This is a genomic window from Hyalangium sp. (assembly GCF_045802625.1).
Lineage (GTDB): Bacteria > Myxococcota > Myxococcia > Myxococcales > Myxococcaceae > Hyalangium.
Genome location: NZ_JBJMQP010000025.1, coordinates 1 through 12,699, shown reverse-complemented (window position 1 = coordinate 12,699; position 12,699 = coordinate 1). Strand labels below are relative to the sequence as shown.

10 protein-coding genes are annotated in these 12,699 nt (G+C 69.1%); 7 read left to right on the top strand and 3 right to left on the bottom strand.

Going from position 1 to position 12,699, the window contains the following annotated elements; translation table 11 throughout:
• Positions 1-6: 6 nt before the first annotated feature.
• Entirely contained in the window at positions 7-1,257 is a 1,251-nt protein-coding gene (locus ACJ8AT_RS04530) for a two-component system sensor histidine kinase NtrB (RefSeq protein WP_407736308.1), read from the bottom strand.
• Positions 1,258-1,394: 137 nt separating this feature from the next.
• Here ACJ8AT_RS04530 and ACJ8AT_RS04525 point away from each other — a divergent pair, with 137 nt between their 5' ends.
• The gene (locus tag ACJ8AT_RS04525) at positions 1,395-2,195 is read left to right on the top strand and encodes a hypothetical protein (RefSeq protein ID WP_407736307.1); all 801 of its coding nucleotides are present in this window, start codon (positions 1,395-1,397) and stop codon (positions 2,193-2,195) included.
• Between the two features lie 50 nt (positions 2,196-2,245).
• Here ACJ8AT_RS04525 and ACJ8AT_RS04520 read toward each other — a convergent pair whose 3' ends face one another.
• A complete protein-coding gene (locus ACJ8AT_RS04520) occupies positions 2,246-3,142 on the bottom strand; it encodes a MerR family transcriptional regulator (RefSeq protein WP_407736306.1) in 897 nt (298 codons plus the stop codon).
• Between the two features lie 288 nt (positions 3,143-3,430).
• Here ACJ8AT_RS04520 and ACJ8AT_RS04515 point away from each other — a divergent pair, with 288 nt between their 5' ends.
• The 6 genes from ACJ8AT_RS04515 (at position 3,431) to ACJ8AT_RS04490 (ending at position 12,406) form a co-directional block, all read left to right on the top strand.
• A complete protein-coding gene (locus tag ACJ8AT_RS04515) occupies positions 3,431-4,336 on the top strand; it encodes a TIGR01777 family oxidoreductase (protein WP_407736305.1) in 906 nt (301 codons plus the stop codon).
• Positions 4,337-4,562: 226 nt separating this feature from the next.
• Entirely contained in the window at positions 4,563-8,147 is a 3,585-nt protein-coding gene (locus ACJ8AT_RS04510) for a two-component regulator propeller domain-containing protein (protein WP_407736304.1), read from the top strand.
• Positions 8,148-8,226: 79 nt separating this feature from the next.
• On the top strand, positions 8,227-9,423 hold the full coding sequence (locus ACJ8AT_RS04505; RefSeq protein WP_407736303.1) for a metallophosphoesterase: 1,197 nt from the start codon (positions 8,227-8,229) through the stop codon (positions 9,421-9,423).
• 17 nt (positions 9,424-9,440) lie between these two features.
• Positions 9,441-10,079: a TetR/AcrR family transcriptional regulator gene (locus ACJ8AT_RS04500; protein ID WP_407736302.1), complete on the top strand. Its 639-nt coding sequence runs from the start codon at positions 9,441-9,443 to the stop codon at positions 10,077-10,079.
• A 187-nt stretch (positions 10,080-10,266) separates the two neighbouring features.
• Complete coding sequence (locus ACJ8AT_RS04495) at positions 10,267-11,661, top strand: Tox-REase-5 domain-containing protein (RefSeq protein WP_407736301.1); 1,395 nt, start codon at positions 10,267-10,269, stop codon at positions 11,659-11,661.
• Between the two features lie 16 nt (positions 11,662-11,677).
• Positions 11,678-12,406, top strand: coding sequence for an immunity 52 family protein (locus ACJ8AT_RS04490; protein ID WP_407736300.1), 729 nt, complete (start codon positions 11,678-11,680; stop codon positions 12,404-12,406).
• 91 nt (positions 12,407-12,497) lie between these two features.
• Here ACJ8AT_RS04490 and ACJ8AT_RS04485 read toward each other — a convergent pair.
• Positions 12,498-12,699, bottom strand: a 202-nt coding sequence (locus ACJ8AT_RS04485) for a hypothetical protein (RefSeq protein WP_407736299.1), incomplete at its 5' end; no start/stop codon positions are given.

The following is a 12,699-nucleotide window of genomic DNA, read 5'->3' as shown; positions in this document are numbered from 1 at the left end:
GCGCGCTCAGCTCCCGGCCTGGGTGGCGGGGGGCTCCGGGCTCTCTCCCACGGGGAGGAACACCCGGAAGGCGCTGCCCTTGCCCGGCTCGCTCTCCACGATGATGCGGCCTCCCAGGTTGGTGACGATGCCCTGGCAGATGGGCAGCCCCAGCCCCGTCCCCACTCCCGCGGGCTTCGTGGTGAAGAACGGATCGAACAGCCGGTGCAGGTGCTCCGGAGAAATGCCCACCCCCGTGTCCCTCACCTCCACCACCACCTCGGCCTCGCCTTGGCGCCACGTGGTGAGGCGCACCTCGTTGCTCTTCGGATCGGCCCCCTCGGGGATGGCCTGCGCCGCGTTGATGATCAGGTTCAGGAAGAGCTGCCCGAGCCGCGTCTCGTTGGCGACGATGGACGGCAGGTCCCCGTACACCTTCACCAGCTGGGCGCGGTGGCGGAGCTGGCTCCGGGCGATGTTGCCGCACAGGTCCAGCACCGTGTGCACGTTCACCGGCACGCGCTTGCCGTCATCCCCTCGCGCGAACGTCCGCAGATCCCGGACGATCTCGCTCACCCGGTCCCCTCCAGACTGCGTCTCCTCCAGCGCGTCCTGGACCTCCTTCAACCGCTCCCGCGTCCCCTCGTCCGCTTCCTCCAACAGCGCCCGCAGCTCGTCGCGCACGAACCGCACGTTGCTCAGCACGAAGGACAGCGGGTTGTTGATCTCGTGCGCCACGCCCGCCGCCAGCGAGCCGATGGCCGCCATGCGGTCCGCCGTCTGCAGCTTCTCGCGCAGGTGCTTGCGCTCGGTGATGTCTCGTACAATGGACACCCGGGCCGGCTGGCCCTCGAACACCAGCGGGAACGTCACCACCTCGCCCAGCACCAGCCGCCCCTCGCGGTGCACCCAGTGGACCTCCTGGACGCCCAGCTCTTCCCCCGCCTGGGTGAGCACGCCCTCCTCCCCGGCCTGGATCAGCTCCGCCAGCTTCCGGCCCCGCAGCACGTCCGCTCGCGCATGGCCCAGCAGCGCGGCGGCCGCGGGGTTGTGGAACACGAGGGTCCCCTCGCGATGGATGAACAAGGCGTCCGGCGAGCGCTCCACCAGCGTCTGGAAGCGCTGCTCGCTCTCCCGGAGCTGCTGGTGACCAGAGCCTGGCTGCTCGGCCGGGCCCCGCGCGTCCACCTCCCGCCGGCTCCACCGCCCAAGCAGAAACGAGGCGATGAGCCCCACGCCCCCGGCGATCACCAGCAGCATCCAGGGCGTGGCGCTCACGGTCCCCTTCCTCGTCCCATGATCGTCGGGTTTAATACATTTTCGTCATAATTCCACAACTGCATGCAACAAGGCCTGATCAGGCTCTGGCGGGCATGCACACGGATGTAGCACCTGAGCGCGAGGTCCCTTACACGATGCGTCGCTTCCTTGTCCTCTCGGTGTTCATCGCTTGGGCCGGAGGCTGCTCCTGCCAGGAGAAGCCCACGGCGCCCGCCACGCCCACCGACGCGGCGCCCACGGTGAGCCCGCCCCCGCCGATGCCGGCCCTGCCAGAGACGGCTCCGCAGGCGCCGGCCATCCCCGAGCACGCGCTGGAGCTCCACGCCCAGGGCCGCAAGCAGGGCGAGGCCGGCCAGTTCGACGAGGCGCTCAAGTCCTTCCTGCAGGCGCGCGAGGTGGCTCCCACCTGGCCCATCCCCCTCTATGACATTGGCCTCACCTACCTCCATATGAAGGAGGACGCCCGGGCGCTCGAGGCCTTCGAGCAGCTGGACACGCTGGTGCCGCAGGGCGTCTCCGACAGCATGCGGATGCTCGACAGCCTCCGGCGGGAGAAGGCGGGCCGGGTGCCTCCGGGGACGCTGCGGGAGTTCCTCGAGGTGGAGCAGCTCAAGGATCCGGTGGAGGTGCAGCACCGGCTGGAGGCGCTGACGAAGAAGGCGCCGGACTTCGTACCCGCCTGGGAGGCGCTCGCGCTGACCGCGGACAAGGTGGACGAGGGCGAGCGGCTGATCGCCAAGGCGTTGGCCCTCGAGCCCGACCTCGACACCCGGGGCCAGCTGCTGCTGCACAAGGCGGCCCTGCTCAAGCGGCGCCACGAGATGGAGGCGGCCCGCAAGCAGCTCCAGGCGCTCATCGACGACCCGAACATGCCGCCGAACATCGTCACCGAGGCGCGGGAGATGCTCGCCGCTCCCGAGTCCGCGCAGCCCTGACGGCTCGTCCGCGCCCTGGGCCCCGCTCGCCGCGGAGGCTCCTCCGCGCATCACTCCAGCAGCATCCGCCAGTCGTCCTCGGACTCGGCGACGCGGACACCCAGGCGTTCACACACCTGGCGGTGCGCCTGGGCCGCGGCCCCGCCGATCCAGACGGCCACTCCGCGAGGCAGGGCCTGGAGCACGTGCGCCAGGGTCTCCTCGAAGGCCGCCGCGCCCGAGTCCACCACCGCCGACAGGCCCACGAGGCCCGGCTTCAGCTCGGCCACCAGCATCCCGAGAGCCGCTCCCGGCACGCGCTGCCCCAGCAGCGTCACCCGGTACCCCGCGTGCCTCATCCGCAGCGCCGCTCCCATGAGGCCAATCTCATGGTGCTCCTCCGGGAAGCACGCCAGCACCGCGTGCCGGGCGCGCTCGTTCTCCGGAGCCACGTGCAGCAGGCTCACCATCCGCGCCCGCACGACCTGGGACACCAGGTGCTCCTGCACCACCGTCAGCCGGCCCTGGAGCCAGCGCTCCCCCACCTCGCGCTGCACCGGCGCCAGCACCTCGTCGAAGGCCTTGAGCGGGGGCAGCGCTGCCAGCACCTCGTCCAGGATGGACGACACGCGCGCCTGCTCGTGCCGCTCGGTCGCATCGAGCATCGCCGCGCGCCACCACTCCAGGCTGGAGGCGCTCACCTCGCCCACCCGCGGCTCGGTCCCCTCGGCCAGCGCCGACGGGAGCTGGGACAGCAGCTTCACCGCGTCGCTGATGGAGACGCCCTCCTCGGTGAGCTGCTTCAGCCGCTTGAGCAGCGCCACGTCCCGGTCCGTGTACACGCGATAGCCCGAGGGCGTGCGCTCGGGGCTCGGTACGCCGTAGCGGCGCTCCCAGGCGCGGAGCAGCTCCTCGCGGACTCCGGAGAGCTCCGCGGCGACATGGATGCGGTAGGTGCGCTCAGCCATTCACGGGCGCTCGAGTCCGGTTCGGGGATCCGCGAGCCTGTTGCCACGGGGCAAGGAGCTCATCGGCGGCCTCAGCATACTGCGCGCCCAGTGAAAAGAGGGCTTGGCCGGGCACAGCCAGGAGCGCCGCGTGCGCACCAGCGGGGTGATCACCATAGTAGAAAACATGCTGTTTCGAAGGAGCCACCCCATGAAGGATTGGTTGGCAGACGTGCTGACAGTGACTCTGGCCACGAGTGAGGCCTCTGCCTTCATCGGCGTGGACCTGACAGCCCGGGAGCCCCAGCCGTGAAGGCGGCCCTGACCGGAGCGACGGGGTTTCTGGGCCCCAGCCTTGTCCAAGCTCTGTTGGAATCTGGGCACCAGGTGCACATCCTTGGGCGAACCCCTGAACATGCCCTATCCCGGCTGCCGGCAGGAGTCACGGGGGCTCCGTTCAGAATTGGAGAGCCGCTGGCGCCCGAGGCCCTGGCAGGAGCGCAGGCGGTCATCCACCTGGCGGGCGAGCCGGTGAACCAGCGCTGGACGCACGAGGCGAAGCAGCGCATCCGGGACAGCCGGGTGCTGGGGACTCGAGCGGTGGTGCAGGCCATGAAGGCCGCGGGGACAGTGCAACGCTTCGTCTCGGTGTCGGCGATCGGCTACTACGGCGGAGCGCACGGGGCCGAGCCGCTCACGGAGGAGAGCTCCTCCGGCAAGGACTTCCTGGCCGGGGTGTGCCAGGGCTGGGAGGCGGAGGCCGCGAGCGCACATGAGTTCGGCGTCCGCACGGCGGTGGCGCGGCTGGGCGTGGTGCTGCATCCGGAGGGCGGAGCGCTGCACTCCATGCTGCCGCCGTTCCGCATGGGGGCGGGAGGGCGCGCGGGCTCGGGCAAGCAATACGTGAGCTGGGTCCACCGGGCGGATGCATTGGCGGCGCTGCGCTTCCTGCTGGAGCGCCCCGAATTGGAGGGCCCCTTCAATGTCACCGCCCCCGAGCCCGTCACCAACGCCGAGTTCGCCCACGCGCTGGGCACGGCGCTGGGGCGGCCCTCGGTGATGCACGTGCCGGGCTTCATGCTGAAGGCGGCGCTCGGGGAGATGGCGATGGTGGCGCTCGAGGGCCAGCGCGTGCTGCCGCGAAGGCTCACCGAGGCAGGCTTCACCTTCCGCTTTCCCCGCTTGGAAGAGGCCTTGAGGGAGCTGCTCGCCTGACTGCGTGAGTTGGAGCAGCAACGACACAAGCTCGTGACTGTCTTCAGCAGGTAGGCAAGGCGGCGGCTCTCTCCGACAGGGGCCCGACTTTCCTGGAACCTTGCTCCTCGCTACGGTGCCAACCCCCGTAAGGTCCCCGCCCCCCATGCCCCCCACCTCACGAAGTGACCGACGAGCGCCACCCACCGCCCCCACGGCTGGCCGGTGTTCGCTCCGTGTCTTCGCGATGGTGCTGCTCGCGGGCCTTCTCGCGGGCGCGCCTCGGGCTTGGGCCCTGGCGCCGGACAAGTCCCTGGTCCAGTTCCCCCACCGCGTCTGGCAGACCACCGACGGGCTGCCGGAGAACGCCATCGAGGCGCTCGCGCAGACACCGGATGGCTACCTCTGGTCCGGCACGTGGGAAGGGCTCGTGCGCTTCGACGGGGTGCGCTTCACCGTCTTCGACTTCATCAACACGCCCGCGCTCCAGGGCCGCACCATCCGCTGCCTCGCCACGGACGCCAGCGGCACCCTGTGGATCGGCACCGACGAGGGCCTCACCCGCATGAGCGGGGGCACCTTCTCCGCCGTCTCCACGCCGCCCGGCGTTACCCTGCGTCACCTCCACGCCCTGCTGCCCGCGAAGGATGGAGGGCTGTGGATCGCCACCAACAGTCACGGGCTGCTGCGCTACTTCGAGGGCCGCTTCCAGGTATGGGACACCGACACCGGGCTGGCCGCCAACCGGGTGGGCGCCATCGCCGAGGATGGGAAGGGCAACCTGTGGATTGGCACTCCGGCCGGGCTGCAGCGCTGGGACGGCACGGCGCTGCAAGCCGGTCCGCCGCTCGAGGGGACTCAACACGCGGTGCTCTCGCTCGCGGTGGACCCGGGCGGCATGCTCTGGGCGGGCGCCGAGGATGGCACCGTGTACCAGCTCCACGAGGGGCGCATGGTGCCCATGCCCGAGGCGAGCCTCCCCGGAGCCCCCATCGAAGCGCTCTTCGTGGACCGGCAGAACACCCTGTGGGTGGGCAGCACGGGCCGAGGCATGCTGCGGCTGTCCCACGGGCGGCGCTTCACCCTGGATGCCAGCGAGGGGCTGGTGAGCAACACCGTCATCGCCTTCCTGGAGGACCGCGAGGACAGCCTCTGGATCGGCGCCTCCGAGGGCGGGCTGCATCGCTTCAAGGACGCGCCCTTCACCACCCTGGGTCCTCCCGAGGGGCTGCCGCACGACGTGCTGTCCGCCCTCTACGAGGCGCGGGATGGGAGCCTGTGGTTCGCTGGACTGGGCACCGGCGTCTCCCGTTTGCATGACGGGCAGGTGAGCACGTGGACGACCCACGAGGGGCTGATCCATGACCGCGTCCGCTCCATCTCCCAGGCCCCGGACGGCAGCCTCTGGTTCGCCTCGCAGACGGGCCTCAGCCGCTGGGAGGACGGGAAGATCACCACCAGCCTGGGCTTTGCGCAGGGCCTGCCCTCGGGGCCGGTGCGCGTGGTGCACTTCGACTCGGATGGCACGCTCTGGGCCGGCACGCAGGATGCGCTCGTGCGCTGGAACGGAGAGCGCTTCGAGCGCTTCACCCGCCAGCAAGGACTGCCGGGCAACTCCATCACGCTGCTGAAGAAGCGGCAGGCCGGGGGCTTCTGGGTGGGCACCGCCGAGGGTGGCCTCGCCTACTTCGTCCACGGGCGCCCCGTCACGCTGTCCAACGAGGGCCACCCGATGTTCAGCGAGATCCAAGCAGTCTACGAGCAGCCCAACGGCACGCTCTGGATCGGCACCGACGAGGGGCTCTACCGCTGGAGGAACGGGGCGTTCGTGCGCCTGTCGCGCGCCGAGGGCCTGTTCAATGATCGCATCTTCGAGCTCCTCCCGGACGGGCACGGCAACCTGTGGATGAGCTGCAACAAGGGCATCTTCCGCGTGGCCCTGGAGGAGCTGGAGGCGGTGGCCGAGGGGCGGCTTCCGCGCGTCACCTCGCACGCCTACGGCAGCGAGGACGGGATGCGCGCCGAGGAGTGCAACGGCGTGGGCACGCCCGCGGGCCTCGTCAGCAGCGATGGCCGGCTGTGGTTCCCGACGATCCGCGGCGCCGTCGTGTACGATCCGAACAAGCCCTGGCACCACCAGGCCCTGCCCGCGCCGAAGGTGCTCTTCGAGGAGCTGCTCGTGGACACCCGGCGAGTGCCCCTCTCCGGGGAGAGCCGCATCCCCGTGGGCGAGGGCCAGGTGGAGCTCCACTACACCGCTCCGAGCCTGCGCGATCCCCAGGCGTTGAGGTTCCGCTTCCGGCTCGAGGGCGTGGACACGGACTGGGTGGAGGCCGGCGCCCGGCGCGTGGCCTACTACACGCACCTGCCACCGGGGCAATACCGCTTCCGCGTCCAGGTGGAGCCTCCGCTCGGCGCGGCGGAGCCCTCCGAGGCCACGCTGAGCTTCTTCCTGGCGCCCCGCCTCTACCAGAGGTGGGGCTTCCGGGTGGCGTGCGGGCTGCTCGCCATGCTGGCGGTGGCCGGCGTGGTGTGGCTGCGCGTGCACCGCGTGCGCCGGCGCGAGCGCGAGCTGCAGGCCCGTGTCGATGAGCGCACCGCGGAGCTGGCCACCGTCAACGCCAGCCTGAGCGCCCGGCTCCAGGAGCTGCAGGCCACGCGCGAGCGGCTGATCCACGCGGAGAAGATGGCGGCGGTGGGTACGCTGGCCGCGGGCGTGGGGCACGAGATCAACAACCCCCTGGCCTACATCATCTCCAACCTCCACTACGCGACCCTGGAGGTGCACCAGGCCGCCGAGCGAGACGCCCAGGGGCGCTGGGGAGAGGTCGGACAGGCGCTCGAGGACGCGCTGCAGGGGGCGGATCGGGTGCGCCGCATCGTCCAGGATCTCCGGACGTTCTCCCGCATGCAGCCCGAGCGCCTGCAGCGCGTGGAGCTGCGCCAGGTGCTGGAGCTGGCGCTCTCCATCGCGGACGCGGAGATCCGCCACCGCGCCCGGGTGGTGAAGGACTTTGACGAGTTCCTCGAGGTGCTCGGAGACGAGACGCGGCTGGGCCAGGTGTTCCTCAACCTGCTGGTCAACGCCGCGCAGGCCATCCCCGAGGGCCACGCGGATCGGCACGAGATCCGCGTCACGCTGCGCCAGGACGAGCGCGGCCACATCCGGGTGGCGGTGAGCGACACCGGCTCGGGCATTGCTCCCGAGGTGCTGCCTCGCATCTTCGAGCCCTTCTTCACCACCAAGCCGGTGGGGGTGGGCACGGGGCTGGGGCTGTCCATCTGCCACTCGTACGTGCAGAACATGGGCGGGGAGATCCACGTGCGCAGCGAGCTGGGGCGCGGCACCACCTTCGAGGTGGAGCTGCCGCCGGCCCCGGCCCAGCCCTCGAAGGAGACCTCCGGCGTCTTCCCCCCCACGGTGCCCTCCGAGTCGCGCAGCCGGCTGCTGGTGATCGACGATGAGCCGCTGCTGATCGCCTCCCTGTCGCGCACGCTGTCGCCCGAGTACGAGGTGGTGTCCCTCACCAGCGCGCGCAAGGCGCTGGAGCGGCTGCGGGCGGGGGAGCGCTACGCGCTGATCCTCTGTGACTTGATGATGCCGGAGATGACGGGCATGGAGCTGTACGAGACGCTACGCCCCGAGGTGCCGGAGATGGCCGAGCGGATGGTGTTCCTCACCGGCGGGGCCTTCACCGAGGCAGCGCGCGCGTTTCTGAACAGCACGCACCTGCCCTGGCTGGAGAAGCCCTTCGAGCCGGAGAGGCTGCGCGCCCGCCTCCGCACGCTGCTCACGGAGCGAGGGCAGCCCCGCTCGGCCCCCGCCGCCTGAGCGCCGGGTGCCGCACCGCTTCACGCTTCTTCATACGCAACGCGAGCCGCGGCGTGGCGGGACGGGGTAAGTATGGGGCGTGCGCTACCTCGGCTTCTTCGCCATCCTCGGCGTCCTCACCGTGCTGACCCATCTGTACCTGTACCGGCGCATCTTCCGGGACACCTCCGGACACCCGGGCTGGCGCAAGGCGGGCGTGTTCTCCCTGGCGGCGCTGTGCCTGCTGATGATGGGCTCGCGCGCCCTGGCGCTCATGCTGCCCGAGAGCTTCATGCACGCCTTGGCCACCATCGGGTGGACCTGGATGGGCGCTGCCATCTACCTGATCCTCGCCCTCTTCCTCGTGGGCAGCGTCCGCTCCCTGATCGGCCTTGTCTGGCACCGGCGCTCACGGCCCGCGCCCTCTGCCGAGCCCTCGCCCGCCCCTGCTCCTGCCGTCTCCGAGGAGCGGCGCCAGTTCCTCGCTCGCGCCACCGCCGGCGGCGCCATGCTCGCCACCGGGGGAATGGTGGGCTACGGCACCTGGCGCGCCTTCCACCCTCCGGTGATCAACCGGCTGGCCGTCCGGCTTCCGGGACTGCCCAAGGCGCTGGATGGCTTCTCCCTGGTCCAGATCAGCGACATCCACGTGGGCCCGCTCATCCGGCGCCACTTCATGGACGCCATGGTGGAGCAGTGCAACGCGCTCAAGCCGGACCTGATGTGCATCACCGGGGATCTGGTGGACGGCAGTGTGTCCGAGCTGAGCCACGCGGTGGCCGCCCTCACGAACCTGCGCAGCCGGTATGGCAGCTACTTCGTCACCGGCAACCACGAATACTACTCCGGAGACGAGGAGTGGACCGAGGCCCTGGAGCGCATGGGCATCCCCGTGCTGCGCAACCGCCACGTGAGCATCGGCGAGCCGGGCGCCTCGTTTGACCTGGTGGGCGTGGACGACTGGTCGGGCGGCCGCTCTGGCTCGCCTCACCGGTACGACTTGGCCCAGGCGATGGCGGGGAGGGATCCCGAGCGCGCCTCGGTGCTCATGGCGCACCAGCCCGCCAACTGGCGCGAAGCGTCAAGAGCGGGCATCGGCCTGCAGCTCTCCGGACACACCCACGGAGGCCAGTTCTTCCCCTTCACGCTGGTGGTGTCCGCCATCTGGGAGCACGCGGCGGGACACTTCGAGGAGAACGGGCACCATCTCTATGTCAGCCGGGGCACGGGCTTCTGGGGGCCGCCGGTGCGCATCGCGGCGCCTCCGGAGATTGTGCACGTGACGCTCCTCTCATGAGGTAGGATGGCCCTCCCATGCGCAAGGAACCTGCGAAGCGGGAGATCAAACAGGAGCGCGCGGCACGGACGCGGGTAGAGATCCTCGAGGCGGCCATCACGCTGTTCGCGCGGCGCGGCTTCCTGGCGACGACGATGGCGGAGCTGGCCAAGGCCATCCGCATGACGCCCGGCGCGCTCTACTGGCACTTCCCCACCAAGGAAGACTTGCTGCTGGCGGCCATCGACGAGCTGCACCAGCGCTACCTCAACGAGTTCGTGGATCTGCTGTCCGAGCACCGCAAGCTGACGGCTCGCGAGCAGCTGCGCTCGTTCATGAACCGCACGGGGCAGTTCCTGCGCTACCACCGCGAGTACGGCATCTTCTTCGGCATGGTGGCGGCCGAGTCCGCCGAGGCCAACGAGCGCGTGGCCGAGGCCCTGCGCGAGAAGCTGGGCATCTACGTCGAGGTGCTGGCGGGCATCCTCCGCTACGGGCAGAAGAAGCAGGAGTTCCGAGCGGAAGTGGATGCGCTGCAGACAGCGCACGCGATGATGGGGGCGTACATTGGCCTGCTGGTGTACCAGAACCTGTTCCGGGCCACGGTGACGTACGATCCCGTTCTGGCCGTGCTGGACAAGCTGCTGGTCACCGGCATCCAGACTCCGAAGGAGTAGGCCCGAGCGTCTGGGGAGCACCCCTCTATGTAGGGGCGTTGCTACGATGGGATGCACAATGGGGCCTCATTGGAACAAGCGGCATGGGTGCTGGCACCTCGTGGTCGTGGTGTGGCTTGCTGGATGTGCTACCGGGAACACCCTGAGTGGCCATCAAGCCTTCAGCGATTTGCCTTCACAGCCCGGCATGGCCGGGAATGCTCCCAACACCCGGTCAGCTGGAACCACTTCGCCGGGCACGCCAAAGCCCCGAGGCGACTCCGGCTTCTTCAGCCACCTCAGCGAAGAGAAGGACGATTTCCAACTCCTGCAGAAGTCAGCAGGACTGGAGCAGGACGCTCGGCATCCCACGGGAGCGGAGTTAGAGATCGACGATGCGAAGAAGCTCTGGGAGGCCCTGGCGCGGAGTCCGGCCACCCTGAGCACTTTCGCCCCTCGCCGTACCCTGGTCTTCCTGCTGCGCGAAGTGCTGACCGCAGGCGAGGACGTCTCCTATGCCGACCTGTTGCAGCGCACCAGCCGCTTTCGCCGCTTGGGTATCATGCGCCCAGACGGCTACCTGGCAGGAGCCCTCAATGGCCAGCCCTCGCAGCGCATGGGCCGCTTGGAGTTGCGCGAGGGCCGCCTCATGGCGGGCAACTTCGAGATCGGCGCATTCTGCTGGGAGCGAGGCGGAGTCTTCTATGCCGTAGACGAGAGGCTCCACCCTCTGCGCGCAGCCTCGTTGGGTGAGTTGAGCCTGGAGCATGACTGGTTCAACGCCGCGCTGGATGGGGCGCAGGATGCCGCGGAGGAGCTGGTGGTGGGCATGGCGGCCCTCGTCACCCATCCCATCCGCAGCGCGGAGGGGCTGGCTCAGCTCCCCTCCGCCGTCGCCGCGCTCATTGCCTCCTCTCCTGATTACTTCGCGCGATACTCGGCACTGCCGCTTCAGGAACAGATTCGCGAGGCAGCTCGACTCTCTACGCATCTGCTGACGCTCTACGGCAGTGCGGCGGGCGCAGCCATGCGTATGAGCTCAGTAGGAGCAAGCCTCCCGGTGCTGTCCTTGACGGCCGAAGGAGCCATGGTCATCGAACGAGTGGCCGTGCCCGCAGAGAGCGTGGCGACAGCGCTGGGAACGGGAACCGGCGCTGTCTACGTCCTCATGGCGGCCGAGAAGGCGCCGAAGGAAGGCAACTCCCAGGCCGCGAAGGCCCCCGGAGAATGGAAACACAAGAAGTTTTCGGGCTCCGAGCGTGCCAGGCGCTACCAAGAGCAGATCTCCGGCCGCTCCGCCGACGAGGTCTACTTCATTGACGGCGTGGAGTATGACGGCTTCACCTCTGGCGTGCTGAAGGAGGCCAAGGCCGAGCGCTACCTCGAGTTCTTCGATGAAAGCGGACAACCCGAAGTCTGGTACGAGAAATCGGGCGGGTTTGACGGGCTGATCGAGCAGGCCAGCAAGCAGGTCCGAGCTGCACGAGGCATCCCTCTTGAGTGGCACGTGGCCGAGCGCGAGTTGGTCGAGATCCTCCTCGATCACTTTCAGCAAGCCGGTATCAAGGGTATCAAGGTCATCTACACACCTCCGATTCCCTGAGGAGCGCCGCGAGACCATGGAGACCTATTATGCGGGCGTCTATTGGGGAGCACGAGGGGAAGACGTTGGCGCGTGTGCTCAGCGCGCGGAGCTGTTCTTCCAAATGCTGGCACAATGTGATGCGACACTCGGCCAATGGTACCGGGCAGGCCGCGTGGCGCGTGGCGCGCCAGGCCACCCTATGCACACCGAGAACCGGGAAGAACTCAAGGACTTGCTCCTGCGAGGGAGAAGCCGGACGGACCTCGACAAGCAAATCATGGAGGACCTGGGCTTCGGCCTCCGTGTTTGGAATCAGCAACCGGACGTCAGCTCAACGAAGGTCAGCCTCCGCTGCGGTGCCTCCACGGAAGCCGTGAGCAATGTGTGTCTCGTGAATCTCCCCAGCGAAGGGGAGGCGGTGGAACGGATCCTGACCGCACCCGGTTTGGCTCGGATCCTGCGGTGCATGGCCACGGCCTGGGACCCGGATTGGGGAATCGCCACGTCCACCAAGGCGCGGGCGCGGATGTCCGTGGATGAGCAGGACGCAGACGCGGGCTGGTTGATGTACTTCGCTCGCCGCCGAGGCACGGTGCCACTCCTTCCCGCTCCCGTTCGCATCGAGCCGGTGGGTACGCTGGGCACGCTCGTCATCCTTACTCCCGAGCGCTTCACGGCCTCCAACTCCGAGCACCTGGCTCTGGGCCAGCGGGTGCACGAACTGCTCAAGCGAGCCGGGCTGCTGAAGTCCCCGCCCGCCTGACTGCTCCCAGCCTTCACCTTGTCGATGCGCACAACGAAGCCCCGGCGCTCCAAGAGACAAGCGGAGCGCCGGGGTGACCGTCAGCAGCCCCTTATGGGGTGAAGACGTTCGGGGCGCCCGGCGTGGACGACTTGGTGAACTTGAAGTCCTGCGCGTTCACGTTGGTGTCCACTCCGTTGGGCAGGCGCGACAGCGAGCCCTCGATGGTGTTGGAGTCCTTCAAGGTCGTCGTGAGGTCCGTCCCTTCCTGGAAGCCCAAGCTCGCCGTACCGATGACGATGTTGCCCGTCTTT